The following is a 26,338-nucleotide window of genomic DNA, read 5'->3' as shown; positions in this document are numbered from 1 at the left end:
TGTTTAAGCAAGAGGAAGAAACGTTAGCCTTTTAAAAAATACGCTGTCTATAATCAGAAAATCCGTATGCGTAAGTGTTTAATACATAACACGCTGATTATGGTTATCGAGTAAGTTTGAGTGAATAACGCATTAAGGCGCAATTTTTAATAATTGCGCCACTTTATTAGCCAGGTATACACGGTTTATCGTTTTAAGACATTAAGTCTGTAATGATACTCACGTCTTCAATACCTGCCTCTTTCATCGCATCTTGCAGTGCTTGAATTGCATCGAAGCGCGCAATTTCTAAAGAGTTTAAAAAACTCTGCTGGCTGTCAATGACTGCTTTTTTTACTTTTTCATCGGAATAATCAGCTTCTTTGGCTTTTGCTAGCATTTCTTCAGCCATTTCGATTTGCTCTTTTATGCGCTCAATTGCCTTGATCATATCTTTAATATGTTTGGGTAAGGCGTTTAACTTTGCTTCTTTCTCCTCTTCACTTTCTTTTAGTTTTTGCCAACTTTCAGGTGAGATTGACACGGTTGTTCCGTCTTTTTCGTTACTCGATTCGTCATTATCTTGCTCATTTGCAGCGACAACAGAGCGTGTTGGGTGAATGGCAAAGGGTATTTTATTAATGCTGGAAATACTCATAACATTCCTTGGTTAAAAGTGATCGCTATCTTATCGACAATAACTTCTGTTACTTTAACGAAATGCTTTACTTATCTTAAAAGTTGAACCCATGTCAGAATTTACAATTCGTCCTATGTTGGCTGATGAGCTAAAAATCGCCATTGATTGGGCTGCAAGAGAAGGTTGGAACCCAGGCTTAAACGATGCTGAGCTGTTTTATTTGGCAGATCCCAATGGCTTTTTTGTTGGCGAGTTAAACGGTGAAATTGTCGCAGTTGGCAGTGCGGTCACTTATGATCACACGTATGCGTTTTGTGGCTTGTATATTGTTGCGCCTGAGCATCGAGGTAAAGGTTATGGTTTAACTCTGACCAAACACCGCTTAGCATATTGCGGCGACCGAAATGTTGGCATTGATGGTGTGCTGGAAAATGTCGAGATATACAAGCGCATCGGTTACGTGCCTTATTATCAGAATAAACGCTTTCAAAAATTAGCCAATGCGACAGCACTTTCGGCACAGGTCATTGATGTTACAAAAGAGTATATTCCCGATATTTTAGCTTACGATAAGCCATGTTTTGGTGCTGCCCGTGAGCAATTTCTAGCTGCGTGGTTATCACAACCTCAGGGTAAGTCTGTATGTTTTTTACAAAACGGTGAAATTAAGGGCTATGCCGTCAGGCGCAAGTGTCAGCAAGGTTATAAAGTAGGGCCGCTTTTTGCGGATTCGCCAGATATTGCATTATCGCTTTTTCAGGCGTTGCAGATGGATATTCAAGGCGAACAGATTATTTTAGATGTTCCCGAAAACAACCCTCAGGCTATCTCTTTAGCTGAATCGGAACGTATGGATGTGGTGTTTGCCACAATGCGCATGTATCAAAAAACAATGCCCGCTACCGCCAGCAATAAAATTTATGGTATTACCACCTTTGAGTTGGGTTAACATGCAAAAAACAAATAAGCTTTTTATCATGAAATGGTTGTTTGCTATTTAAATAGTGTCGCTGGTCTATTTGGAAACTAATACCTTCATCCATAATCATTAGAGGGTTATCCCCAGAAAAGGTGTGTAAAGCTGTTTAAAAGTATTATTTTATCATTTAAATCATGATATTAGGTTAGCTAATACTTTTGTTATAAATAACCAAAAGTTACGCCTTTGTAGCAAATCGGTATATATTATTTGCGCCGCTTTAGGCTAGCGTAAACGTAAAGCGGCGCACATCGTCTATTATAGCGAAAGACTTCTGCCAACGCGTGTTTCACTGCGCGCACGAATATAACGAGCATCGTTTACATCTTTGATACGGTCAATTGCATGCCAAGTGCCTTGGTTATCTTGCACCTCGATTGCAAAGCCAGGGTAAGGCGTAAATGCATCTAGCTTGCCGTTGTTAACCGCTGCTGCAACGGTTGGTACGCGATAAAATACCCCTTGTTTTTCTAGCTTTGCAATTTCTTTTAAGCCAACCAACGCGGCGAAGCGCTGCCAATCAGTATCTCGCTCGGCTTGTTTTTGTGTTGTAAACACACCGCTTTGTTTATCATAGATACGCCCTTTTTCAGTGTAGTTAAGTTGCCAGTCGGCTTTGTGCCAAGCGCGTTCAGCCAGCGCTAATAAGCGCGGATAAAGCATGTATTCGGCTTGGTTATCTGAACGTAACATTTCGCTCCATAAATGGCCTTGCAAGCCTTTAAATTGAATACCTTGGTTTAGACGCTCTTGGTTATCATCAGCGCGATATGCGAGATGTTCTTTGGTTTGCCAAATTTCTGCGTGAGCAGGTAAGTTTTCAGGCATAAAACCAAACACTTTATAACCGTCAATGGCACGTGCCGCCCAATGGTTGCCGCGCTCTTCAGGGTGGCTTTGGTAAGGGAAATCAAAGTAGGTAACTTCGGGTGTAGAAAGTACCATATCCCAGCCTAAATTGGCTTGCTGGTGTACTTCTTTGTAGCCGTCCTCGGTGATCATCGACCAGCCGTTCGATTGTACGTTTGATGGCATATTCTGTGGATTAGTATCACCTAAACCATCATTCCAAGCCGCTACTTTTATCCCTTTGCTGGCAACTAACTGCGATACTTTTTCAATAAAGTAACCGTTAAATGAGGTTAGCTCAGGTGTGCTGGCTTTAAGGGCGTTACATGCCGAGCTATTAAGCCACGCACCAGCCGTTTCGTCTGCACCAATGTGATAAGTGGCAAGCTCTACACCAACTTCGTGGTGCATCGCGATAAGTTCATCAATCACTTTTTCAATAAAAGTATAAGTGCTTGGCAAACATACATTGAGAGTGTTGTCGTTATAATGCTGAATTGATGAGTATTGGGTGGTGTCATTTGCTTCACTTAACCAGTACTGCTCGGCTTTTTGTTGCTCGCCCGCTTGCATGTATTTTTTGTAACGCGCATCCATGGCTTTTACCGCAGCGCGTGAGTGCCCGGGCATATCCAGCGATGGAATGACTTCAATATGGTTAAGTGCGGCAAATTTTAAAATCTCTTGGTAGTCTGCTTTACTATAAAAGCCGTTAATTGGACTCGATTTGTCGATACCTGCGCCTAATTGTGGCAATAAACATTCGCTTTCAGTTAAGTCAAAACAGCGAAATGCGCCGATCTCGGTAAGCTCTGGCAAGTCGTTAATGGCTAAGCGCCAACCTTCATCGTCGGCCAAATGGAGGTGCAATTTATTGAGTTTGTAGGCCGCCATTTGTGACAAGGTATCTAAGATAAACTGTTTGCTACGGAAATTTCGCGCCACATCAATATGCAAACCTCTAAACTCAAAATGCGGCTCATCAATTATGGTAAGGCTTGGCACGCTTAAATTATCAAGGCTGACTAAGCCCGCAATCGACATTAGTGCGTAAAATGCACCGGTGTTGCTGCTCGCTGTGATGGTAATAGCATTGGGCGCTAGGGTTAACTGATAGGCCTCATTGGCGAGTGTATTATCAATGTTAAGTTGTGTTGGAATGCCTGTTTTGGAATGGCCTATACCGAACAGTTCAAGGCGCGTTAACGCCGCAGACAGCGCGTTATTGTTGGCAAGCTCAGGTGGCAGGTTTAGCCCTTTGCTGAGGGTTACAAGATTATCGGTTGAGTTAATGTCAAGGCGACTTGGTTTCGGGATTAAACTCACTGGCGCCGTGTTAAGGCTCGGTTTTAACTGCGTTTGATAGAGATATTGTGGCGACATCCACGGCGTTTGATCTTGTTTGCTTACGCGTAACTGCGCAAGTGACGTAAATGGCGCAAGGTAGGGCTGGCGCTCAAGGCCGGTTTCAGGATCAATGCGAGTATGGGTGCTTTTAATGGTGCGTGCAGTTACCTTATCGCTCGCAGTTCTATCGCTAATAATGTAGTTTGGCATAAATTCGGAACGGGTAATTTGCGAATCTTTGCTGTAAAAACGGATCACCTCTGGGGTATTTTTAGTAAAACCTTTAAAGTGTTTTTTTGCGGAGATTTTGTGAACGTCGCCGTTGATATGGCTAATATCAAAGTGCGTTGATTCAACAGCATAAATCGGCATTAGTTGGCTAAAAAATATGGCAAAGTTGGTGTCTTTGAGGTCACTTGGGTTGGTCAGAGTCAACTCAGATAAGTAACACTTTTTTTCATCGCCTGGGCAACTTTTAGGGCTGGCACTAATTAAGCGATAGTTAACATCAAGCTCGTTGGCAAGCGTATCAATGGTGTGTTGATTGGCACTGACAAACTTCGGTGTTACTAAACATAAAGCATAAAGGACTAATAACTTATTCACCTGTTGCTACCTCGTCTAAAAAAAGCTGATAAGCGCCAAACAGCGCGGTATTTGTATCTTGGGTGTAATGAATTTGCAGTGCGTTATAAATGCTTTGCGGCAGTTGCTTAAGTAATGTTTGCTGTAATACATCAATAAACAGTGGGGCACTTTTAGCAATTGCACCGCCAAATACCACTTTTTCAGGGTTAAACGCTTGCACTACTTGCACTAGTGCGTGGCCTAAATGCTTACCTAGTTCGGCAAACACCGCCAGAGCGCTGTTATCACCTGCTTGTGCTTGCTGATAAGTGGCTGCGCCATCTAAACCTTGTTTTTTAAAGAACTGGCTTGAGCAATAGTCTTCGATAATGCCGTCTAAATAGGGGAAACTACCAAACTCGCCAGCGGCAGATTGTTTGCCGGTATAAAGGCGGCCATTTAAGATTAAGCCCGCGCCAAGGCCTGTGCCTAAGGTGACGCCAACTAAATTTTCATAACCTTGATAGTCTTTGCTTTTATAAATGCCATAGGTAAAACAATTAGCATCGTTATGCACTAAAACAGGCCGAGTAAAACGCGCTTCAAGCAGCGTTTTAAGCGCCACATTTTGCCAGTGTTTAATGTTGAGCACCTCAATGACAAAGCCAGTACCACTCTCGACTAAGCCTGGCACACCAATGCAAATGCCACGGCACGCCTTTGTTACAAAGGGAGTTAAATTGTTAAATAAAAACGCGTTAAAGTCGTCTTTACTTAAGCTCGCATCAATTGGCACGGTATGCGATTTGATAATTTCGCCATTTGCAATGTTTGCGATGGCAAGTTTAGTGCCACCTAAGTCAACACAGGTAATAAACGGGGTATTGCAATTAGTCATTACTGCTCTCTTAATCTACTGCGATACGTTTTTTATTGAATTGAATGGTGTGATTTTTAATCAGCGGTTTAGCCCAAATGCTAACGCTAAAAATAAAGCCCAGTGGAATAAACAACACTAACAGTGCAACACGTAAATCGCCTGAAAGCTCTGCGATAAAGCCAATAATTGGCGATGCCAACGCACCACCAATAATGCCAGTACATAAAATACCAGACACCGCACTGTGCCCGTTTGCAACCGAATTTAGCGCAAGTGAAAACAGTACAGACCACATAATTGATAAAAAGAACCCTGCTGCTGGAAACGCCACAAGCGCAACTTGCTTGCTGCCAAAAATAGCGCAAGCAAGTGACGCTGCAGCACCCAGAGAAAACAGTTTTAACACTAATTTGGCGTCGAGTACTTTTAACAGCACTAAACCTAATACACAGCCAATGGTTAAAAATAACCAAAACTGACTGACCACTTCAGTGCCTTGGGTGTTGGGATCAAGTCCGTGGTAAGTCTCTAAAAAGACCGAAATCGAGTTCGCAATGCCTTGCTCTAAACCGACATAACAGGCAATTGCAATAAAAAACAGTAATACGGTTTTGTCTTTGAAAAGTGCTAACGAATCGGCAAGGTTGGTGTTCTGTTGTTGCTGAGGCTCGCGCGCGATTGGAGTAATAAAAGTAACGGCCAACATCACTAAGCTAATAACCGCAAATAGCGCATACATAATTAGCCACGCTTTATTTGGTTCAGTGAAGGTCGCCAGTAGTTGCCCAGTTGGTGTACCATTTTCAATGTGGCTAACCAAAGTGCTGTACACTAATGGTGATAATGCCGCTGCTGCACCAAATAATAACTGAGCCGATACAGAATAAGCGGCAAAGTTTTGCTCACCACCGGCGCGTCGAAGCAGCGGATTAATCGCTACTTGGAGTAGTGCCATCGCACTGCCAATGGTGAACAGTGCAAACATTGCCATAGCAAAATTAGGCAGTAATACAAATAATATGGCGCCGAGTGCTGCCAGCGCAAACGCTAGTAAAATAACAAATTTTTCCCCTTTTTTTTGTGCGATTAGTCCCGCTGGGATTGACATTAAGCCGTATGCGGCAAAAAAGGCAAAGGGGAAAAATCCAGCTAACATCAGACCAATTTGATAGCTTTCAATCAGTGCGGGAAAAATAGGGCCGAGTAGGTTTGAAACAAATGAAATCACAAAAAAAGTGATTAAGACTAAGAGCACGACGGGATAGGCTTTCATGATTATTTCCTGTTTATTATTGGTTTTATTCGTTTATTAGTATTTTTCGTTCGCCGAGAGCGTATGGGTGAGGCTGCGACAAAAATTAATTTTTTACGGGCAGACAAAAACAAGGGGATTGCCACAGCCTCGCGCTTACATGTCCTGTAAGGTGATTTCTTAGGGGGAAATACCGAGTAGACTGTAAACGTTATCTAGTGTGCCAAGATAAAGAATTAGATAGCGGTATTTTTCTATTTATTAATAATACTTTTCAATCAAGCTAACAGCAGTTTTCGATCATTTCAGGCGTGATTTTGACTTTTGATAGAGCGTTAATTGAGTGCACCAATCACCGCTGAAATGTCGTGAGTTTTGGGAGTTTTTTAATGTACATATTGAAACTACTAACACCGAACAAAACACGAGCTGAAGCAGGTGTCACAACATTTCGGTTATTTTAAACCACTTTATTAAGTAACACGTAAATTTTATAGGTACATACTTGTTCGACTTTTAGCGAATAGTCAGAGATACACCGTAAAGATAAAATTGAAAAGTATCGTTACTTGATAGAATAGTATCTTTTGTTATGCGCGATTCTGTTGAAATGGTTTGTCGTAAATGAATTAAGTTAGTTATTAAATTATGCGTGCATTTTGTGAAAAGGTGATAACGCCTACCGATGCGTCATGGCGGTATCACAAATACCTGATGCCTTATTTGCCTTTTAGCTGGCATTATCATCCTGAATATGAAATTTGCCTAACATTAAACAGTAAAGGTATGCGCCATATTGGCGATCATATTGAGGAATATGGTGAGCTAGATTTGGTTTTTGTCGGGCCTAATTTACCGCACACATGGCAATCTGAAGCAAACCAAGATGGCTCTGAGCAAATCGTGTATGTGGCGCAAATTCCCGTAAAATGGCTCGATAAGTTAGCGCGTGACCATAAAGAGTTGCAAGGCTTACTGCCAATGTTAGCGCGTTCGCTAAAAGGCATTAAGTATTCAAAAGAATGCGCAATTGAAGCAAAAACATTATTTGAGAATATGGATAACGCGGGTGCAACTCAGCGTTTGTTCTTATTACTCGATTTGTTAGATAAAATGCAGCACGACATCGAGCAAGTTACTTTATCTACCCCTATGTTCGCATTTGGCAAACAGATGGAACAAGATAACGGTAAACTTAACCAAGTGATTGAGTTTATATATCAGCACTACACAGATAATTTATACGCCGACCAACTTGCAGAATTGGCGCATATGTCAACCAACCACTTCCATCGCTATTTTAAACAGCGCACCGAATGCACGCTCACTGAGTTTATTAATCGCTTACGCATTGGTAAAGCGTGCAAGCTGTTGGTGACCAGTTCATCACCAATTTCGGTGATCAGCGACCAGTGCGGTTTTAATAATGTGTCTAACTTTAATCGCCGTTTTCTGGCGTTTAAAGGGTGTACGCCGCGTAAATTTCGTCAACAGCTCATTAACCACAACTTAATTAATTGAGATTGTTAATTTGTGCAACAGCCCATGTATTTGAAAAATAAAAGGGCACGTGCGTGCCCTTTGGTTTGTTAACTTAGTGGAATAAGGCTGAATTACAGCCCATCGTTACTAAAAACCAGGGAGGTGTGTAAATACAGGTACAGTTAAACCTCTTCACCGAAATCGCGAATTGTTAGCACATAAGGTGTTTTGCAACATAACTGTACTAACTGAATTGGCATTATTTTAGATAAATACACTGTATCAGATTGATATTTATTTTAAGTTAATTGATAATTGTTCTCAATAACATTTATTGATCTGTAACAATTAAACCTCATCTAACGAGAAACTATTTATCGCTAACTAACAAAACGTTATATTAAACAAAATTGTTTTTAAGACCTTTCAATGATTGAATTTTGTAGTTATAAATTAGTACCAGCTAGTTTTAATCCTTGGCGAGAAGAATTCTTAACCGTCGCAAGGCATATTATGCAACGCCTTGCTGATCCTCGATTTACTTTTTTACATTTTGGCTCGTCATCATTTTATGTTGCCGGCAAGGGCATCATTGATATTTCTATTTTATATCAACCAGGTGAATTGGAATCAGCAGTCGAATACATCAAGCAGTTTGGCTTTGTAGATCAACATAGTAATAAACCTTTTCCAGCAACACGCCCGCGTAAAGACATAGGCGTTAAATATAATGGCGAAGTGTTTAATGTGCATTTACATGTTATTGAACACAATAGCAAAGAGCATTTAAAGCAAGTCGCTTACAAACAACATATGCTCGAAAATCCAGAAGATAGAGTTGCCTATGAAGCAAAAAAGAAAGCGGTACTAGCTGAAGGCAATACCATTCAAGATGACTACGGCAAAGCAAAATCGCCTTTTGTGAAAAGTATTTTAAACCAACTTTAAATTAGGCTAGTTAACTAGTTCTAAACTAATTATCTGGCTTGTTACATCTGCATCTTCATCAAAAATGATATATGGCAGGGAGTTGATAAATCCAAAATCAGTTACAAATTGATTAGGTTTCATCATAAATAATGGTTTCGTTGTTTTTGAATTGAAGTTGTAAAAGCTGATTACTTGCTGCTTATTAATTTTACTCAAATAAAAAAAGCCCTCTTTTGTTAATTTGATGCTGCTTGCTCTGATTTGAAGAGCTTTGTTCTCAAAGTCATAAAGGGTATCGGTTGCGCCAAGGTTTGTTTGATATTGCAAAGCTTGATTACTGAAAGAATAATAGTAGATACCATTAGCATCACTCATTGTTGCAATACCGGCATCAAGGGCAACTTTAGAGACAGTATGATTTTCGATATTTAAGCTAAGCAAATCATAATTTTCGGCTGCCCTTTCACTTATATATAAATTAGTTGAAGTGTGGTCAAAATTGAGTAAATAGCTATCGTTTTCGGTTGTGACATCGAAAATTATCGTATTGCGTAATAAAGAATATACCGCGATGTGCTTAGTTTTGTTTTTTGTGTAACTAAGGGCAATTAGACTTTGTGAGTTATCCACTTTTATCGAATGAATGTAGCTTGCATTTATGTTTGTTAATTTTGATAGCTGATCTTGCGATTCTAACCAAATTTCGTAGCTTCCAGAGCGATTCGAATTAAAAATAAAAGCGTTATTTTCACTAAGATATTTACCATCGAGGTTGATGCTAGGGTGCTCAATTTTAGTTGATAGTGCACCTTTACTTTGAATGGTGATGGGCCTATTTTGTATGGCATAATGGATAGTTTTAGTTTTGTGATCAACCGCTATGCCAATCACTTTTTGCTGTGGGTCAATGTTAGCTATAACTGATAAGGAGAGTGGGTCTATAGTTAAGAGCCATAATGCATACTGCCCATTGTAACGTCCTGTTATAACGTACTTTGAATCAGTATAAAAAGATAAACCGCTCACTCTATCAATGGGTAATGGCTTAGTTGTCGTTTGGCGAGTGTCTAGATTGTAGTTTGCTAAGTAAGTTTTTCTGTCTGAAGTTTGAGAAATGTAATATAGGCTGTTGTCGTTGGCAAACACTGGGTGTTGTTCACTACCATTATGAGGCAGATAGAAGATTTTGGCGTCTTTTTCTTCAATCGAGACTAACGCTATATTGTGTCTATGGTGCTTAGTGATTTGTAATGCTAACCACTTTTCGTTTGGAGAAACGCTTACTTTAATGATTCTTTCATTAATCTTTAAAATAGGCGTGTAGTTGTCTTTCTCGCGTTTGAATATAGAGCAAGCGTCATTGCAATTAAGAATATAATCTGACCCTTTCGTTGAAAATATATCTTTTATTTCAGTCAGCGGTGTTTCAAGCTTGGTGTTTTTAAGCGTTGTATTGTTATGTAAATAAAGCGATGAGCTAGAGTTTTCTTTGTGAGTAAACAACAGATGATTATTGTTATTTACGCTTATCGAAGTGATTTCCCCATCTACACTATGTCGTATTATTTTTTTAGTCGGTACGTTAGATAAATCTATACCATTTCTTTGCGTATTATTGGTGTAAAGAAATGCGGCAACTATACATGCAAAAACACCAACCAAAGAGATGTTAGCAGTGCTGAGCTTACGTTCTTTTATGTTTATTTTGCCTATAAATATGTAGCCTTTGCGGGGGATGGTTTCGATTACACGAGGGGTTTTAGGGTTGTCATTTAGTATCTTTCTAATTTCGAAAACGGCCTTAGTAACGAGTTCTGGCTCAAGTGATTGGTTTGGCCAAAGTGCCGCCAAAATTTGTTCTTTACTTAATACCTCACCTTGATGTTTGACTAAGTAACATAAAATCGACATTACACGGGGTTCTAAACGAAACTCGGCCTTGGGTAAACTTACCTTATTCTTTTCAGGTTCAACTTTGAAATCTGCTATGTAAAACGTTCTCATTATAACCTTATGAAAATAAATAAAATAACTTTAAAATAGTATCGAGATAACTTCTTAATTGCAACCGAACACTTAGCTAAGGCATTGTGCGTAAAGTCTGACTTCTAGGAGAATAAAATGAAAAAAAAACTCTGTGCAATATTAATTAGTTTGCCGTTTAGCGTATTTGCGAATCAAATCACTTTGGGTGTCACTGGTAATGGTAGTGTTAAATATGGTGATGAAACTTGCACTGACACATGTACGATAAGTACTGAGAATAATAATGTGATGCTTTCACCAAGTGCGAACTCAGATGGTAACTTTTCTCACTGGAGTGGCCAGCAATGTGACTTTGGACAAGGTATCAAAACAAGTAATGATCAATTATCAATTGGTAGGGCAGGTGGAGGCGCTAAAACCCTTGCAAAAGTTGATTTAGATAACGATGGTGTAAGTGATTTATTAGGCATCAGTCTTTTTCGAGGACAAATTATAAAATACCTTAATCAAGGGAATGGCACCTTTAGCTCTAGAGGTTTGATTTCTTCATTAAATTATCCTTCGGCAATGGCTACTCATGATATGGATCAAGATGGATTTTCCGATTTATTTGTAGCAGAGTACGGCGCTAAACAAGTGCGTGTGTATAGAAACGATGGTACGGGCCAATTAGCTGAATCAGCCATTATTAAAATCCCAAATGTAATCCCTTATGCAATTAGTGCAACAGACTTGAATCAAGATGGTTCTACTGAACTAATCATCTCGAGTTTTTCAGCTGATAGGTCGGGTGATTTATTTCAGCTTGTTAACTCAATTCAAAATCAAGAAGTAGCAATTTATGAAAAATCACCTGATGGTTACGTAAAGTCTCAGAGTATCGCAAATACAGCAGCTGTTACATTGGATAGCTACCTTGATAGTGAGCATGGTTTAGTGATTGCTTCTGCCGAAATTGATACGGGCAACATCTCTGTATATCGCTCATCTGATCGTTTTTCAAGAATGATTGTTGATCAGAGTAATGCTCCTTACGGCGTCGGATTTGCTGACGTAGATGATGATGGCGACATGGATATTGTCACAGCACATTATGGCCCTTACAGTTTACGCATTATATATAATGTCAACGGAAGCTATAGTAGCGCAATTGAAATCGGTCAAGGCGAAGATGGGCTAACTGCAGTATCTGTGGGTGACTTCAACAACGATGGTTATCAAGATATCGCAACTGGGCAATTTAATACAAATAACTTTTATTACTATGCCGTTGAAAGCTACATTGATTGCGGTGTTGTTAAAGGTTCAACTATTGAACTAACCGCAAATTTTAGCGCTAACTCAACTACCCCGAATGTAGAGGAAACGAGCAAAAGTAGTGGTGGCACATTTTATCGCTGGTTAATAGTGTTACTTGGCTTCGTATTTGTTCGCCGCAGCGTAAATATAAAAACAGCAAGGTTCAAGTAGAGACAGCTGCTTTAAACCAAATCGCATTTAAGAAAGATAAAAAAATGCCGGCAATGTAGCCTTGCCGGCATTAAGATCACTTTAATGGGAAACCAAAGTGAAAGCGTTAAACCGATAAGCGTATTTTTACTTAAAGATAAAATGTGCGCTTATTAGTGGTCGTGTTCGTGTTCTTCTTCTTCAAACGCACCTAACCAAGTTAGGTTGCCAATGCCATCTTCAAACGTTGTAATTTCAGCGACTGTTTGCTGCTCAATATCAATTTGATATACGGTATTGCCGTACGCTAGGTAAACGTGATTATTTGCTTTATTCGCAATAAGCTTAGCGCTTTTTTCTGCATCTAGTTCAGTAATCGCGGCGAAACGAGCGACACTTTGCCACTGCGATTCTTGGTTATACACGTTAATATAGCCAGCTTCATCTAATACAATGATTGATTCTTCATCACCGCTAACACCGTAAGCTAGGTAGCTGGTAATACCTTCAGCTTGCCATTGGAATGGGCTAATCTCATCTGTTGTTAAATCAACAGCAAACACGCCTCCGCGAGATAAACCGATAATCGTGTTGTTTTCTTTGCTGCCTATAAACGAACCAATACGAACGCCAGCTGGTAAGTCTGCTGGATTGGCGATTTTGCTAGACGTAAATAGCTCACCCTCTTGTTTAATTTTCACCACACCATCACTACAGGCAAACGCGATGTAGTCTTCAGTTTGGAAACTGCCATGAAGTGCAGGGCAAGTATCTTCAAATGTTTGTTCTTGATGGAAGTGATCGTTATGTACTTCAAATAAACCGATTGTTTCAGGTAACGATGTTTCACTGTTTACATCACGAATAGTGGCAAGTACGAAGCCGTCACGAATTTGGCCTGTACCGTGTTGATAGGTCTCATAATGGTGTTCAGCAACAATGCGGCTTTCAGCAATACTTTCGTCAGAAATAATTGCAAACCCGGCATCTGCAGATGCGTCTTTATCACCGTCAAAAAATACCAGAGCTTGCTCGCCAACAGGCACATAGTGGGTTGGTTTTACGTCGAGTAATTCAAATGAGTTAGCAGATGGGGCATCTTCATGCAGATCATGATGATCGCCGTGTTCTTCTAAATAAATACCGCCATCAATAAATTCAACTAGATTATCGTTACGCTGAATCGCTACCGCGTAGCGACCATTAGGGCTGGCATAAAGTGCAGATACGGTGTTAGTAACAGAAAATGTATCAATGATTTGATTGCCGGTTAAATCATAAATACTAACTTGATTTGAATCGAGAGAGTTAATCGCTAAGCGACCCGCAGGTAATTCAAGTTCTGGATGAGGCTCAGAAGGTTGATCTACAACCGGAGTATTGTCAATTACGGTGTGCTTGTCTGAACCGCAGGCGCTCAGTAGGGAAACCAAAATAGCACTTGCAAGCGCTTTACGTATCATTTTTTGTCCTTGTAATGTTATATTGTATCTTATTTATTATGTTATACCATAAGAACTGATTGCAAGGCTTATTTGTATTTATCAAGGATGAGAAATACTAAAAAGACGTAAAAATTATGTTCAACGATTAGATAAAGAAAGTTGCTGGGTAATTCCTTTCAAATTTGCAAGTATTAGAGATGCATGTTGCGAGCGATTTATAGCTCAACACGAAAACTTTCAGCTTTGCAAACTTTTGCTTTTTTACAATCACCATAACTTGTTGCTGAACGGCAATGGTTGAAAATCATAGCATTCCCGCCATTTTGCGCAGTTTCAATTGCTAATTGTTCTCGCATTTGTGAATCAGAAGGTAAAAAATTATTGTAATCAGTGCTACAGCCTATTGATTCAATCATACCCAACGCAACAAAGTTATATTGGTGAAGCTTTTGATAACTTAAATCAAGAACATGATTTGTTGCAGCACTTCGTGAAATAGATGACAAAATGGCTTCGTTAGCATTTGTTGACATCTTGAAAGATGCAGATGAACAGCTAACCAGAAAAGTGATAAATGAAAAAATAACGAATAATCGCATTAGTTAAATCCTTTTAAATAAGCACATTACCTTTAGTGCTCTTTGAGTTTAACATAGATTCTTAAAGAAAAAAGGCGCTCATTTGAGCGCCAAACACGGAAATTGTAAAAGCGAAACTAGGCTTCGTTGCGCTTGTATAAAGCAATTATTGCCAGCGCAACAAAGGCTAAAATAAAGCAATAGTAAGAGCTAGTTGCAACATCCCAAGGCGTAATATGGAAAGTTGCGCCAAGTAATAGTGCTTGTGCACCGTATGGCAAACTGCCTTGCATTACACAGGCGAAAATATCGAGCAAACTTGCTGAGCGTTTAGCCGGAATATTGCCGTCTTCAGCAAGCTTTTTCGCAATTGGGCCTGCGACTATAATTGATACTGTGTTGTTTGCAATACATAAATTAGAAGTAAGTACTAACGCAGCAATACCAAACTGGTCGGCTACTTTACGATTCCATTTAGCAATCACAGCAGTGCCTTTTTGAATTTTGTGGGCGATGTAATCAAGGCCACCATTTACACGAATAAACTCAGACAGGCCGCCAATAAACATCGACAACAAGAAAATTTCTTGCATGCCTTTAAAGCCTTCGTAAATGTCTTTAACAAATTGACCACCTTGATAGTCACCAGTAAAGCCCATTAATCCGGCAAACACAATGCCACTAAACAGCACGACAAACACATTCAAGCCAGCGACCGCAAGTACCAAAATAAATGCATAAGGTAATACTAATAATAAGTCGTAATCCTTCACATCAATGATTTCAGGTTCAGGCGTTAAAAATGCTAACAGCAATACCGTTAACGCTGCCGCAGGTAACGCTATTTTTAAATTTTCGCGGAATTTATCTTTCATTTCACAGCCTTGCGTGCGCGTAGCGGCAATCGTGGTGTCTGAAATAATTGATAAGTTGTCGCCAAACATTGCACCTGACACCACGGTACCGGCAACAAGCGCAGGATCAAGTCCCGTTTTGACTGAGAGTGCATAGGCAATAGGGCCAATTGCGCCTATGGTACCCATTGATGTACCCATTGCCGTTGATACCACTGCTGAGATTAAAAATAAGCCTGGCAATAAAAACGCAGGAGGTACTAAATCAAGGCCTGCGTTTACCACAGCATCAACACCACCAGTCGCGCCTGCGACCGTTGAAAACGCACCAGCAAGCAGATAAATCAAACACATAGTGATGATATTGTTGTGGCCCGCACCCTTTATAAAGGTGTCTACCGATTCGTTAATGGTTTTTTTATTTAGTAAAAATGCCAGTAAAATTGCAGGTAAAATCGCTACGGGCGCTGGCAATTGATAAAACGCATAATCAACGCCTTGCGACTGCAAATATAAACCCGCCCCTAAAAATAGGCCGACAAATGTAAGTAACGGCAGCAACGAGAGTTTTGCTGCGGTTTTGTTAATGTGCGTATCCATAAAAACCTCAAACGGAAACTTTGTAAGTTATTGCTAACAACCGGCAATAACTGAAATTTCTTCTTCTTATTCAGTTCTATTTGTTCCATGTTTTGTGCGTGAGCGCAAGTTTTAAGCGATATTGGTAAAAAAATAGAGTGAATAGAAATGGATGTACGAATGTATAGATGTCTAGATGTTTTGTCAAATTGAACTTGTTATCATTGGCAAAGGAATAAAATTAACCGCTAAAAAATGCTAAGGTCGGCTTTCTTTAATGGATAATATCAAACAAACTTTATCCGAAATTATGAAAGCGTCAGGTTTAACGCATTTAACCGAACAAAAATAGAGAGAGTTATGACAAACATCGCAGTGTTTGGGGCGAATGGCCGAATGGGCCGCGCACTTTGTGAAGCAAGCATCAACAATGAGTCAACAGAATTAGTATGTGCAGCAGTGCGCGCTAACAATGAATTACTTGGACAAGCCGTTAAGCATTTTATTAACCAAGGCGACAGCACAGTTACCTTTAGTGATGAAATGAGTGTAAACGCTGACACTGACGTAATTATTGATTTCACACTACCTGTAGGCATGAAAAAACACTTAGCCTACGCGGTGGCACATAACATTCCAATGGTGATTGGCACGACTGGTTTAACCGCGGATGATATGACGGAGCTTGAATCTGCTGCAAAATCAATCCCTATTGTTTTTTCTCGCAATTATTCAGTAGGAATCAATTTACTTGAGAACCTGGTTGAAACTGCGGCAAAAACGTTGGCAGACGATATTGATATCGAAATCTTCGAACTACACCACAAACATAAAATTGATGCGCCGTCTGGCACGGCATTAATGATTGGTGAAGCCATTGCTGAGGCAAAAGGCTGGCAACACGATGAAGTTGCTGTTTTTGACCGCTCAAAAGATGAGCAGGCGAAAAGTCAAAAAGAAATTGGCTATTCTGTGATGCGTGGCGGCGATATAGTTGGTGAACATACGGCTTATTTTGCGGCTGACGGCGAAAGACTCGAACTTACTCACAAAGCAAGCTCTCGAATGACCTTTGCTAAAGGCGCTGTAAGGGCTGCGGCTTGGTTACATAATAAACCAGTTGGACTTTATACCATGCAAGATGTGCTTGGTTTTAGGTAGATAACTGAAATTTTTGGCAGGTTAAAGTAAATTTTCTGTTAAACACGTTATTTTTAATTTTTTCTGATTTTTTATTAGACCTTTATTCAGATTTCATCTAAAATACTTGGAATTTGCCAAAATTTTATAATCTAGCGCTTTCTCTAGGGCGTTAGGTCGATTGAACGGGTTGAATTTTACGCAAATTTTGCCCGTTTTTTACTGTTAGGAGGTCAACTTGTCTAAATCCGCTCTGTTAGTCCTTGAAGACGGCACGGTATTTCGCGGTACTGCCATTGGTGCTGAGGGTATCTCAGTTGGTGAAGTAGTTTTTAATACTTCAATGACTGGATATCAAGAAATTTTAACTGATCCATCTTACGCTGAACAAATTGTTACTTTAACTTACCCGCATATCGGTAACACAGGTACCAACAGCGAAGATGAAGAAGCTTCAAAAATTTGGGCTAAAGGCCTAGTTATTCGCGACCTTCCGCTGCTTGCAAGCAACTTCCGTAATGAGCAATCATTAGATGAGTATCTTAAATCACGCAACATCCTAGGTATTGCTGATATTGATACGCGTAAGTTAACTCGTATTTTACGTGACAAAGGCGCACAAAACGGCTGTATCATCGCAGGTGATGTTGATGAAGCGAAAGCGCTTGAAGCGGCGAAAGCATTCCCAGGCCTTAAAGGTATGGACCTTGCTAAAGTAGTGTGTACAAAAGAACAGTACACTTGGAACGAAACAAGTTGGACGTTAGGCGAAGGGTTTAAAACTCTAAGCGATGAAGATGCAAAATTCCACGTTGTGGCATATGACTTCGGTGTAAAACGTAATATTTTACGTATGCTCGTTGACCGCGGTTGTAAATTAACGGTAGTACCAGCACAAACCCCTGCAGCTGATGTACTTGCACTTAACCCAGATGGCATCTTCTTATCAAATGGCCCAGGTGACCCAGCGCCGTGTACTTATGCAATTGAAGCAATTAAAACTTTCCTTGAAACAGACACGCCAATCTTTGGTATTTGTTTAGGTCACCAGTTACTTGCTCTTGCGTCAGGTGCTCAGACAGTAAAAATGAAATTTGGTCACCATGGTGGTAACCACCCGGTTAAAGACCTAGACCGCGATGTGGTTATGATCACTGCGCAAAACCACGGTTTCGCAGCGGATCAAGAGACACTTCCTGAAAATTTACGTGCAACGCACGTTTCATTATTCGACGGCACATTACAAGGTATTCACCGCACTGATAAGCCAGCGTTTAGCTTCCAAGGTCACCCTGAAGCAAGCCCAGGTCCTCACGATGCGGCACCGTTATTTGACCATTTCATCGACTTAATGCAAGAACGTAAATAATTAGGACTGAGACTAAAATGCCAAAACGTAATGACATAAAAAGTATTTTAATTTTAGGTGCAGGCCCGATTGTTATCGGTCAGGCATGTGAATTCGATTATTCAGGCGCACAGGCGTGTAAAGCACTAAGAGAAGAAGGTTACCGCGTAATCTTAGTAAACTCTAACCCTGCTACTATCATGACTGACCCAGAAATGGCAGATGCAACTTACATCGAGCCAATTCACTGGGAAGTGGTTGAGCGCATCATCGAAAAAGAAAAGCCAGATGCAGTACTGCCTACAATGGGTGGCCAAACTGCGCTTAACTGTGCACTCGATTTAGACAAGCACGGCGTACTTGCTAAGCACGGCGTTGAGCTAATCGGTGCAACAGCCGATGCTATCGACAAAGCAGAAAACCGTGAGCGTTTTGATGCGGCAATGAAGGCGATTGGCCTTGAGTGTCCTCGTGCAGAAATCGCACACACAATGGATGAAGCACGTGACACGTTAACGCGTATCGGCTTCCCATGTATTATTCGTCCTTCTTTCACTATGGGTGGTACTGGTGGTGGTGTTGCTTACAACATGGAAGAGTTCGAAGAAATCTGTACTCGTGGTCTTGACCTTTCACCTACAAGCGAACTTTTAATCGATGAAAGCTTACTAGGTTGGAAAGAGTACGAGATGGAAGTTGTTCGTGACAAAAACGACAACTGTATCATCGTATGTTCAATCGAGAACTTCGACCCTATGGGTGTTCACACAGGTGACTCAATCACGGTAGCGCCAGCACAAACGCTCACTGATAAAGAATACCAGCTAATGCGTAACGCATCGATGGCGGTTCTTCGTGAAATCGGTGTTGAAACAGGTGGTTCAAACGTACAGTTTGGTGTTAACCCTGCTGATGGCCGTATGGTTATCATCGAAATGAACCCTCGTGTATCGCGTTCATCGGCACTTGCATCAAAAGCAACAGGTTTCCCAATTGCGAAAATCGCTGCAAAATTAGCTGTAGGTTACACGCTTGACGAGCTTCAAAACGACATTACGGGTGGCGAAACACCTGCATCGTTCGAGCCGTCAATCGACTATGTTGTTACTAAGATCCCGCGTTTCAACTTCGAAAAATTTGCAGGTTCTAACGACCGTCTAACAACACAGATGAAGTCTGTTGGTGAAGTAATGGCAATTGGCCGTAACCAACAAGAATCACTACACAAAGCTCTTCGCGGCCTAGAAGTAGGCGCAACGGGTTTCAACCCAGTTGTAGCGCTAGACGATCCTAACGCGAATGAAAAAATCGTTCGCGAATTACGTGAACCAGGTGCCGAGCGTATTTGGTATGTTGCAGATGCAATGCGTCACGGTATGAGCGTTGAAGATGTGTTTGAGCTGACTAAGATTGACCGCTGGTACTTAGTACAAATCGAAGACATCATCAAAGATGAAGCAAAAATCGTTGAAGGCGGCATGGCTGGCCTTAACAAAGACTTCTTACGTCGCTTAAAGCGCAAAGGTTTTGCGGATGCACGTATTGCTGAACTACTTGGTGTTAGCGAAGCTGAAGTACGTAAAAAGCGCCACACGCTAGAAGTACTACCAGTATACAAGCGCGTAGATACTTGTGCGGCAGAATTTAGCTCAGACACAGCATACATGTATTCATCGTATGATGAAGAGTGTGAAGCGAACCCGTCTGACAAAGACAAAATTATGGTTATCGGCGGTGGCCCCAACCGTATCGGTCAAGGTATTGAATTCGATTACTGTTGTGTACACGCAGCCCTTGCAATGCGTGAAGACGGTTATGAAACGATTATGGTTAACTGTAACCCAGAGACAGTTTCTACCGACTACGACACATCAGACCGTTTATTCTTCGAGCCAATCACGCTAGAAGACGTATTAGAAATCGTACGTGTTGAAAAGCCAAAAGGCGTAATCGTGCAGTACGGTGGTCAAACACCACTTAAGCTTGCGCGTGAACTTGAAGCGAACGGTGTGCCAATCATTGGTACTTCGCCAGATGCAATCGACCGTGCAGAAGACCGTGAGCGCTTCCAACAAATGGTTGAGCGTTTAGATCTTCTTCAACCTGAAAACGCGACAGTGACTTCATTAGAAGAAGCGGTAGCTAAATCTGCTGAAATCGGTTTCCCACTGGTTGTACGTCCTTCATATGTACTGGGTGGTCGTGCGATGGAAATCGTATACGACGAAGACGACTTACGCCGTTACATGACTGAAGCGGTGCAAGCTTCAAACGAAGCGCCAGTTCTACTTGACCGTTTCCTAGATGACGCAATTGAAATCGACGTAGATGCAATCTGTGACGGTGAACAAGTGATCATCGGTGGTATCATGGAGCACATCGAGCAAGCAGGTGTTCACTCAGGTGACTCAGCTTGTTCACTACCAGCTTACTCATTAAGCCCTGAAATCCAAGACCGCATGCGTGACCAAGTAACACGTATGGCATTAGAGCTTGGCGTTGTTGGTTTAATGAATACGCAGTTCGCAGTGAAAGATGGTGAAGTATACTTAATCGAAGTTAACCCGCGTGCTGCACGTACTGTTCCTTTCGTGTCTAAAGCAACGGGTGTTGCACTTGCTAAAGTAGCTGCACGTTGTATGGCGGGTCAGTCTCTTGCAAGCCAAGGCGTAACGAAAGAAATCATTCCTCCTTACTACAGTGTAAAAGAAGTGGTACTTCCGTTCGCTAAATTCCCTGGCGTTGACCCAATGCGTGGTCCTGAAATGCGCTCAACAGGTGAAGTTATGGGTGTGGGTGATACGTTCGCTGACGCATTTGCTAAAGCACAGCTTGGTGCGGGTAACGTAATGCCACGTGGTGGTCGTGCGCTACTTTCTGTTCGTAACAGCGATAAAAAGCGTATTGTTGAACTTGCGCGTACCATGCGTGATTTAGGCTTTGAACTTGACGCAACTGGCGGCACAGCAAAAGCACTTGAAGAAGCTGGCATTGAATCACGTCGTGTAAACAAGGTTTACGAAGGTCGTCCTCATATTCTTGACCGTATCAAGAATGGCGAGTACAGCTACATTGTAAACACCACTGAAGGTCGTCAAGCGATTGAAGATTCGAAAGTTCTTCGTCGTGGTGCACTGCAAGGTAAAGTAAACTACACAACAACGCTTAACGCTGCGTTTGCTAACTGTAAAGCAAACTCTGCGGATGACCGTTCAACGGTATCGTCGGTACAAGAGTTACACAAGCGTGTAAATTAATTGCCCCGTCTATATTTTTTGATATAGACTAAGGCAATTAAAGTAGAAATGACAAAAAGCCCGGTTAATCCGGGCTTTTATTGTGAAAGAGTTCTAGGAAGAATAATGCAACAAACACCAATGACAGTACGTGGTGAACAATTACTGCGTGACGAGTTAAATGAATTAAAAACGGTACGCCGTCCTAAAATTGTCGCTGATATTGCAGAAGCGCGTGAACACGGTGACTTAAAAGAAAATGCTGAATACCACGCAGCGCGTGAGGAGCAAGGTTTTTGTGAAGGCCGTATTCAAGAGATTGAAGCAAAACTATCAACGGTTCAAATCATTGACGTTACTAAAATGCAAAATAACGGCAAAGTGATTTTCGGTGCAACCGTTACTATCGTTAATGTTGATACCGACGAAGAAACAACGTACCGCATCGTAGGTGATGATGAGGCAGACATTAAAAATAATCTGATTTCATTTAACTCACCAATTGCCCGTGGTCTAATCGGTAAAGAAATTGATGATGCAGTAACAATCAAAACCCCAAATGGTGCGGTTGAGTACGAAATCACAGAAGTAGAATACATCTAACTTATAAAAGCTCGGTTATTGCCGAGCTTTTTTGTTTTTGCATTATGAAAATACATTTCCTGTTTTGCTTGTTACTTTTAACGCCATTTATGGCTGTTAAAGCCCAGTACACGCCACAATTTGATAATGAATGCACTAGTGCGTTTAACGATGCGGATTATATCAATGCGCGCTATAAATGCGCTGAATTGGCAGAAGATGACAACGCAGAAGCAAATTTTATCTTGGCAACCTTGTACGCTAAAGGACACGGGGTTGTTAAAAATAAACAAAAAGCATTCGAATACTTAACCCTTGCCGATGAACAAGGTCACGCCGAGGCAACGTTTAATTTAGCCCTTACGTTTGAACTTGGAAAAGTTGTTGGCGTTGATGTTGAAAAGCGTAAACGCCAGGCGTTTGATTATTATTTAAAAGCAGCGCGTAATGGCTCGGTTAATGCGCAGCGTAAATTGGCGAGTCGCTATAGCAATGAGACGAGTGTTGTTTATCAACCGGATAAAGCAGCTGAGTGGTTAAGTGCGGCTGTTAAACAGGGCGATAATAAAGCCAAATTAGAATTAGGCGCGCTTTATTTGAAAGGCGAAGGCGTTTCTAAAGAGCAAGCACGGGGTTTAGCACTTATCAAAGAATCTGCTGATGCAGGATATGATAAAGCGCAATTTATTTATGCCACACTGATTTTTAAAACTGAGCCACAAGCAAGTATTGGTTATTACCAAAGTGCTGCCAAACAAGGCAATGGTTTTGCAGCGCATAACTTGGCGTCGTTACACTTTAATGGTGAATATCTAGCGCAAGATAAAAACAAAGCCCATGAATACGCGCTAATGGCCCTTAAGCAAGGTGTGCCTCAAGCGGAAATGTTCCTTATTAGCGAGCACAGCAAGCAAACTGCCGGAGTACATCAAACCAGCACTCGTTCGCACGATGTGTTCACCTTTGAGCCACCACAACCAAGTCAAAATTTAAGTGGGTTTGTTTTACAGTTTGGTAAATATGCTGAACGTAAAAACGCATTAAGAGTGGCGCAACAGCTTGATTGTAAGGTTGTTAAAATGGCGGGTTTTTATTACGCAATTAACTTTGATTTTGAGACATATGCCGCGGCTAAAAAACGCGCTCAGCAGTTAGTGCAAACATATAATATTGCGATGCCTTATATTCGTGTCGCCAGTGACTTTAATTTTGCAACAAAATCCTAGTTAAACAACGCGCGCATATACCGTTTATTGTATCAACGCTCAAAGGAATTAGTATGAGCCAACGAGATAACTTTCTTTATCTAACCATCGCCTTAACTCTGCTATTGTTTGGTACAGCGCTATGTCACCAATTTTTTAGCAGTAAAATGCAACATATGATGCAATCGTGCACCATGTTCACCTTGTTGATTTCGGTGTGGGGCGTAGATTCAAGCAATCAGGTATTTAAATATAAGATTTTGTTTCCGTTTGTAATTATCGCATTTTCTTGGCTGACTTTGTTTATTGATAGTGTGATGGGCGATAATGTCACATTGGGCTTAATGCTTGTTTTCTTTACCTTTACCGCAATTAAAACGGCAAAGCAGGTGCTGTTTTCAGGCGTTGTAGACGGTAACAAAATTCTTGGCGCAATTTGCCTCTACTTTATGATGGGTATTATTTGGGCGATTATTTATAGCCTTATTCATATTAACTTTATGCCAGCTTTTAATAACGTACCCTCGACCATCAAGTGGTTCGTGTTATTTCCAGAGTTTATTTATTTCTCGTTTGTTACGTTAACCACGCTAGGTTTTGGCGATATTGCTCCTAATATTCCAATTTCTAGGGTGTTTGTGTATTTTGAAGCAGTGGTAGGGCAGTTATACCTGACAATATTAGTTGCCAGTTTAGTTGGCTCACGACTAAATATAATGCATCAAAATCACCTTTCGATGACAAAAAAACACGATAATGACGCTTAGTGTGCGTCGCTTACGCCCTGACATTGTATTACTTTGAGTGAACTTGCTTTTTCAGCGGCCAATTCGGGGTGTAACTCTATTAACTTTTGGTAAATTTCCGGTATGGTCAGCTTAATGCGGTACATTTCGTCTAGGTGGCGCGCTTTTAGTTTTGCACCGTTGTTAATAAGCGCATCGACAACGCTAATCCATTGATCTGATGCTCGGTTTTCTTTTAAAAAATGTAACATTTTCAGTAGCGGATCTGGATGGCGTTCGCTGTGTTGCTGCGCGTAACCACGATTTATTAATTCGACGGTTAGACTTGGATTGATAAACATCAGGTTATACACCACACTTTCACCGCGTTGATTTGGCTTATCGATATTGCCCATGCGATCAAGCATACGCAGTGCATCTTCGCTGCTAAGGCGCTGAATTACTGCAACGGCATTGGCATCTTTCGGATAAAGCCCTTGCGTGACTAGCGCATCAATGATTGCGACACGTTGACTATGCATCGGCCTTGAGTAAATTAATAAATACGCAAGTTCACGCTCAAACTCAGGTTTTTTAGCAAGGTATTCATGGATCAAAGTAAGATCTGCTCGTTTTACCTGCTCAGCATTATTTAGATTACTAAGGTCGATACCCGCCGCTAAAAACTGAGCAGATAATTCAGAAAATAACGCCAGCATGCCAATCTCTTTAGCTTGTTCTGACAGCAAACGGTCGCAACTCGGGTGGTCGTAATCAAGGGTCGATGCATCCACATAAGTAACGTTTATTTGGCTGTCGATTTCGGCGACATCGTAAAGCTGACAAACATTTTGTTCACGAAGACTCAGTTTTTCTTTTTCGGTAATATTTGCGATACGGCTTTTTAATTCATCACTTTCAATAATTGGTTTTGCGCTAACTGTTGCACCTTTGATTATTTGGGCGAACTGCTTATTAATACCGCCAATACGCGCTAGCACAATGGACTTTGTTTCTTCACTGTCTAATTGTTCAATCAGCAATAAACGAGATAGCACTTTATTGGCAACATCGGGCGTTAACCCGCTTAGCAAATAAGATAGCTGAGGTGACGTAATCAGCTTGTTTGGAACAGGGTTAAGTGAGTAGTAACTATCGTAAAGTAACAGCAATTGATCAAAATCAGGTTTGGGGTTATCAATATTAATTGCTTGTAAAAATGCTTGTTGCAGTATATCGGCTGCAATATCAGGGTAACGTTCTGCTTGTTCGCGATAGCTTTCTATAAAGTCGTTTTTAATTGCGTGCTGACGCCATTTTAAAAAATGTAAACGGTGTTTATTTTTTGCGTAATCATTAAAAGTTAACTCATTGAGGTATTGTTGGCTTTTACTCTGATTACTTTCGTTAAACGATGAGACCAGTTTTAAGTCGCGCTTAAAGCGCTGTGCGGCGTCTTTTGATACTGTGGTTTCAAGTGCATTAATTATAGTTTGTGGATTTTGCCCTTGTAGTTTCCAAGCGACAGCAAGCGCACTTAAATAACCTATTTTGTCACGCTCAAATTTCGCGATGTAACGTGTTTGGTCTTTGCAATAACTATTTTTAGCTGAATCTTCCGCTATCGCGGTTTTTGTTTTTGTTTGTGTCTGTGTTTTGTCGGGGGTGGTCTTTACCTGCTTCAGTATTATTTCATCGGTAATCTGTGTGTTAGGTAAAGCGTGATCAATTTCTGGTGTAGGCAGTGAATAAAAGTTGGCAAACCATATAAGTGCGCCAAGTAGCACAATAATTAAGGTTATTACGCTGTACTTTTTTACCACATTCTCTTCCATAAATAGTTAATTTGCAGTCTGACGGGTGCTGTGTTTCCAAGTACAACTGTTAGTATCACCTAGAGGACAGCATCTTTACTGACAGTATAAGGAATATTTTTATTATTTAAACTGTTATGAGCTGTTGAGCGTTCTAAATGGGAGTAACACGCTTTAGTGCTTTATTGAAAAACATCACTCAGCAAATAGACAAATAATAAGCCTATATTACTGTAGATGCTAGAAGGATAAGATTTGCCGCTTATCTATTTTAGAATTGCAAAAATGAACATTTTAACGATCTTGAAATTTTAAGTTTTAAGTACATGCATAAGTATTCAATAAATTTAAGCTTTCATAAGTAAAGCAAGATATTGGTTCTGAAATTAGCTAAACAAACCAATGATCTTCCCCTAAGCAACTAGACATCTTTTATTTTGAAAATGAAGTAAGATGGAAGGTGTTATGAGAAATAAATATCCACAAGAATTT

The 26,338-nt window shown here is 40.7% G+C and carries 19 protein-coding genes; 10 read left to right on the top strand and 9 right to left on the bottom strand.

Annotated features, from left to right (window positions below; genetic code table 11):
- Nucleotides 1-193 precede the first annotated feature (193 nt).
- Nucleotides 194-637 (bottom strand): hypothetical protein, encoded by a 444-nt coding sequence (locus AN214_RS15900; RefSeq protein WP_054980627.1) that lies wholly within the window; start codon nucleotides 635-637, stop codon nucleotides 194-196.
- A 91-nt stretch (nucleotides 638-728) separates the two neighbouring features.
- Here AN214_RS15900 and AN214_RS15895 point away from each other — a divergent pair, with 91 nt between their 5' ends.
- The gene (locus AN214_RS15895; RefSeq protein ID WP_054980626.1) at nucleotides 729-1,568 is read left to right on the top strand and encodes a GNAT family N-acetyltransferase; all 840 of its coding nucleotides are present in this window, start codon (nucleotides 729-731) and stop codon (nucleotides 1,566-1,568) included.
- A 288-nt stretch (nucleotides 1,569-1,856) separates the two neighbouring features.
- On the opposite strand, the gene AN214_RS15890 is transcribed toward AN214_RS15895, so the two are convergent.
- The 3 genes from AN214_RS15890 to AN214_RS15880 are packed head-to-tail and all read right to left on the bottom strand — an operon-like array spanning nucleotide 1,857 to nucleotide 6,514.
- Nucleotides 1,857-4,400 carry a family 20 glycosylhydrolase gene (locus tag AN214_RS15890; RefSeq protein WP_054980625.1) on the bottom strand — a complete coding sequence of 848 codons (2,544 nt, stop codon included), beginning with the start codon at nucleotides 4,398-4,400 and terminating at the stop codon, nucleotides 1,857-1,859.
- A complete protein-coding gene (locus tag AN214_RS15885; protein WP_054980624.1) occupies nucleotides 4,393-5,259 on the bottom strand; it encodes an ROK family protein in 867 nt (288 codons plus the stop codon). Before AN214_RS15885 ends, AN214_RS15890 begins: the two co-directional genes overlap by 8 nt.
- Nucleotides 5,260-5,269: 10 nt before the next feature.
- Nucleotides 5,270-6,514 (bottom strand): MFS transporter, encoded by a 1,245-nt coding sequence (locus AN214_RS15880; protein ID WP_082428603.1) that lies wholly within the window; start codon nucleotides 6,512-6,514, stop codon nucleotides 5,270-5,272.
- A 627-nt stretch (nucleotides 6,515-7,141) separates the two neighbouring features.
- On the opposite strand from AN214_RS15880, the gene AN214_RS15875 reads away from it, so the two are divergent.
- Complete coding sequence (locus AN214_RS15875) at nucleotides 7,142-8,014, top strand: AraC family transcriptional regulator (protein WP_054980622.1); 873 nt, start codon at nucleotides 7,142-7,144, stop codon at nucleotides 8,012-8,014.
- Nucleotides 8,015-8,404: 390 nt separating this feature from the next.
- On the top strand, nucleotides 8,405-8,923 hold the full coding sequence (locus AN214_RS15870) for a GrpB family protein (RefSeq protein ID WP_054980621.1): 519 nt from the start codon (nucleotides 8,405-8,407) through the stop codon (nucleotides 8,921-8,923).
- A 6-nt stretch (nucleotides 8,924-8,929) separates the two neighbouring features.
- Here the strand turns inward: AN214_RS15870 and AN214_RS15865 are convergent, their stop codons facing one another.
- Nucleotides 8,930-10,909: a transcriptional regulator gene (locus tag AN214_RS15865; protein ID WP_054980620.1), complete on the bottom strand. Its 1,980-nt coding sequence runs from the start codon at nucleotides 10,907-10,909 to the stop codon at nucleotides 8,930-8,932.
- Between the two features lie 117 nt (nucleotides 10,910-11,026).
- Between AN214_RS15865 and AN214_RS15860 the strand changes: the two genes are divergently transcribed.
- Nucleotides 11,027-12,361, top strand: coding sequence for an FG-GAP and VCBS repeat-containing protein (locus AN214_RS15860; protein ID WP_054980619.1), 1,335 nt, complete (start codon nucleotides 11,027-11,029; stop codon nucleotides 12,359-12,361).
- Between the two features lie 152 nt (nucleotides 12,362-12,513).
- Here AN214_RS15860 and AN214_RS15855 read toward each other — a convergent pair whose 3' ends face one another.
- The 3 genes from AN214_RS15855 to AN214_RS15845 form a co-directional block, all read right to left on the bottom strand.
- Complete coding sequence (locus AN214_RS15855; RefSeq protein WP_054980618.1) at nucleotides 12,514-13,803, bottom strand: hypothetical protein; 1,290 nt, start codon at nucleotides 13,801-13,803, stop codon at nucleotides 12,514-12,516.
- Between the two features lie 197 nt (nucleotides 13,804-14,000).
- The gene (locus AN214_RS15850; RefSeq protein ID WP_054980617.1) at nucleotides 14,001-14,318 is read right to left on the bottom strand and encodes a hypothetical protein; all 318 of its coding nucleotides are present in this window, start codon (nucleotides 14,316-14,318) and stop codon (nucleotides 14,001-14,003) included.
- A gap of 182 nt (nucleotides 14,319-14,500) precedes the next feature.
- A complete protein-coding gene (locus AN214_RS15845) occupies nucleotides 14,501-15,817 on the bottom strand; it encodes a Na+/H+ antiporter NhaC family protein (RefSeq protein WP_054980616.1) in 1,317 nt (438 codons plus the stop codon).
- A 339-nt stretch (nucleotides 15,818-16,156) separates the two neighbouring features.
- Here AN214_RS15845 and dapB point away from each other — a divergent pair, with 339 nt between their 5' ends.
- The 6 genes from dapB to AN214_RS15815 all read left to right on the top strand — a co-directional run bounded on the left by dapB (nucleotide 16,157) and on the right by AN214_RS15815 (nucleotide 24,074).
- Complete coding sequence (gene dapB, locus AN214_RS15840) at nucleotides 16,157-16,957, top strand: 4-hydroxy-tetrahydrodipicolinate reductase (protein ID WP_054980615.1); 801 nt, start codon at nucleotides 16,157-16,159, stop codon at nucleotides 16,955-16,957.
- Between the two features lie 217 nt (nucleotides 16,958-17,174).
- On the top strand, nucleotides 17,175-18,305 hold the full coding sequence (gene carA / locus AN214_RS15835) for a glutamine-hydrolyzing carbamoyl-phosphate synthase small subunit (protein WP_054980614.1): 1,131 nt from the start codon (nucleotides 17,175-17,177) through the stop codon (nucleotides 18,303-18,305).
- A gap of 17 nt (nucleotides 18,306-18,322) precedes the next feature.
- Complete coding sequence (carB, locus tag AN214_RS15830) at nucleotides 18,323-21,541, top strand: carbamoyl-phosphate synthase large subunit (protein WP_054980613.1); 3,219 nt, start codon at nucleotides 18,323-18,325, stop codon at nucleotides 21,539-21,541.
- A 105-nt stretch (nucleotides 21,542-21,646) separates the two neighbouring features.
- Nucleotides 21,647-22,123 (top strand): transcription elongation factor GreA, encoded by a 477-nt coding sequence (gene greA / locus AN214_RS15825; RefSeq protein ID WP_010558849.1) that lies wholly within the window; start codon nucleotides 21,647-21,649, stop codon nucleotides 22,121-22,123.
- Nucleotides 22,124-22,212: 89 nt separating this feature from the next.
- On the top strand, nucleotides 22,213-23,328 hold the full coding sequence (locus AN214_RS15820) for a tetratricopeptide repeat protein (protein WP_054980612.1): 1,116 nt from the start codon (nucleotides 22,213-22,215) through the stop codon (nucleotides 23,326-23,328).
- Between the two features lie 53 nt (nucleotides 23,329-23,381).
- The gene (locus AN214_RS15815; RefSeq protein WP_054980611.1) at nucleotides 23,382-24,074 is read left to right on the top strand and encodes a potassium channel family protein; all 693 of its coding nucleotides are present in this window, start codon (nucleotides 23,382-23,384) and stop codon (nucleotides 24,072-24,074) included.
- Here AN214_RS15815 and AN214_RS15810 read toward each other — a convergent pair.
- On the bottom strand, nucleotides 24,071-25,855 hold the full coding sequence (locus AN214_RS15810; RefSeq protein ID WP_152960786.1) for a hypothetical protein: 1,785 nt from the start codon (nucleotides 25,853-25,855) through the stop codon (nucleotides 24,071-24,073). The genes AN214_RS15815 and AN214_RS15810 overlap by 4 nt on opposite strands.
- Between the last annotated feature and the right edge of the window lie 483 nt (nucleotides 25,856-26,338).

It is taken from the genome of Pseudoalteromonas sp. P1-9, from assembly GCF_001399975.1.
Taxonomy (GTDB): domain Bacteria; phylum Pseudomonadota; class Gammaproteobacteria; order Enterobacterales; family Alteromonadaceae; genus Pseudoalteromonas.
This window is presented reverse-complemented; position numbering and strand designations above follow the sequence as displayed.

Excerpts from the sequence above, each read along its gene's own strand:
- AN214_RS15900 (WP_054980627.1), bottom strand. The coding sequence starts at position 637 with ATGAGTATTTCCAGCATTAATAAAATACCCTTTGCCATTCACCCAACA.
- AN214_RS15895 (WP_054980626.1), top strand. The coding sequence starts at position 729 with ATGTCAGAATTTACAATTCGTCCTATGTTGGCTGATGAGCTAAAAATC.
- AN214_RS15885 (WP_054980624.1), bottom strand. The coding sequence starts at position 5,259 with ATGACTAATTGCAATACCCCGTTTATTACCTGTGTTGACTTAGGTGGC.
- AN214_RS15880 (WP_082428603.1), bottom strand. The coding sequence starts at position 6,514 with ATGAAAGCCTATCCCGTCGTGCTCTTAGTCTTAATCACTTTTTTTGTG.
- AN214_RS15875 (WP_054980622.1), top strand. The coding sequence starts at position 7,142 with ATGCGTGCATTTTGTGAAAAGGTGATAACGCCTACCGATGCGTCATGG.
- AN214_RS15870 (WP_054980621.1), top strand. The coding sequence starts at position 8,405 with ATGATTGAATTTTGTAGTTATAAATTAGTACCAGCTAGTTTTAATCCT.
- AN214_RS15865 (WP_054980620.1), bottom strand. The coding sequence starts at position 10,909 with ATGAGAACGTTTTACATAGCAGATTTCAAAGTTGAACCTGAAAAGAAT.
- AN214_RS15860 (WP_054980619.1), top strand. The coding sequence starts at position 11,027 with ATGAAAAAAAAACTCTGTGCAATATTAATTAGTTTGCCGTTTAGCGTA.
- AN214_RS15855 (WP_054980618.1), bottom strand. The coding sequence starts at position 13,803 with ATGATACGTAAAGCGCTTGCAAGTGCTATTTTGGTTTCCCTACTGAGC.
- AN214_RS15850 (WP_054980617.1), bottom strand. The coding sequence starts at position 14,318 with ATGTCAACAAATGCTAACGAAGCCATTTTGTCATCTATTTCACGAAGT.
- AN214_RS15845 (WP_054980616.1), bottom strand. The coding sequence starts at position 15,817 with ATGGATACGCACATTAACAAAACCGCAGCAAAACTCTCGTTGCTGCCG.
- dapB (WP_054980615.1), top strand. The coding sequence starts at position 16,157 with ATGACAAACATCGCAGTGTTTGGGGCGAATGGCCGAATGGGCCGCGCA.
- carB (WP_054980613.1), top strand. The coding sequence starts at position 18,323 with ATGCCAAAACGTAATGACATAAAAAGTATTTTAATTTTAGGTGCAGGC.
- greA (WP_010558849.1), top strand. The coding sequence starts at position 21,647 with ATGCAACAAACACCAATGACAGTACGTGGTGAACAATTACTGCGTGAC.
- AN214_RS15820 (WP_054980612.1), top strand. The coding sequence starts at position 22,213 with ATGGCTGTTAAAGCCCAGTACACGCCACAATTTGATAATGAATGCACT.
- AN214_RS15815 (WP_054980611.1), top strand. The coding sequence starts at position 23,382 with ATGAGCCAACGAGATAACTTTCTTTATCTAACCATCGCCTTAACTCTG.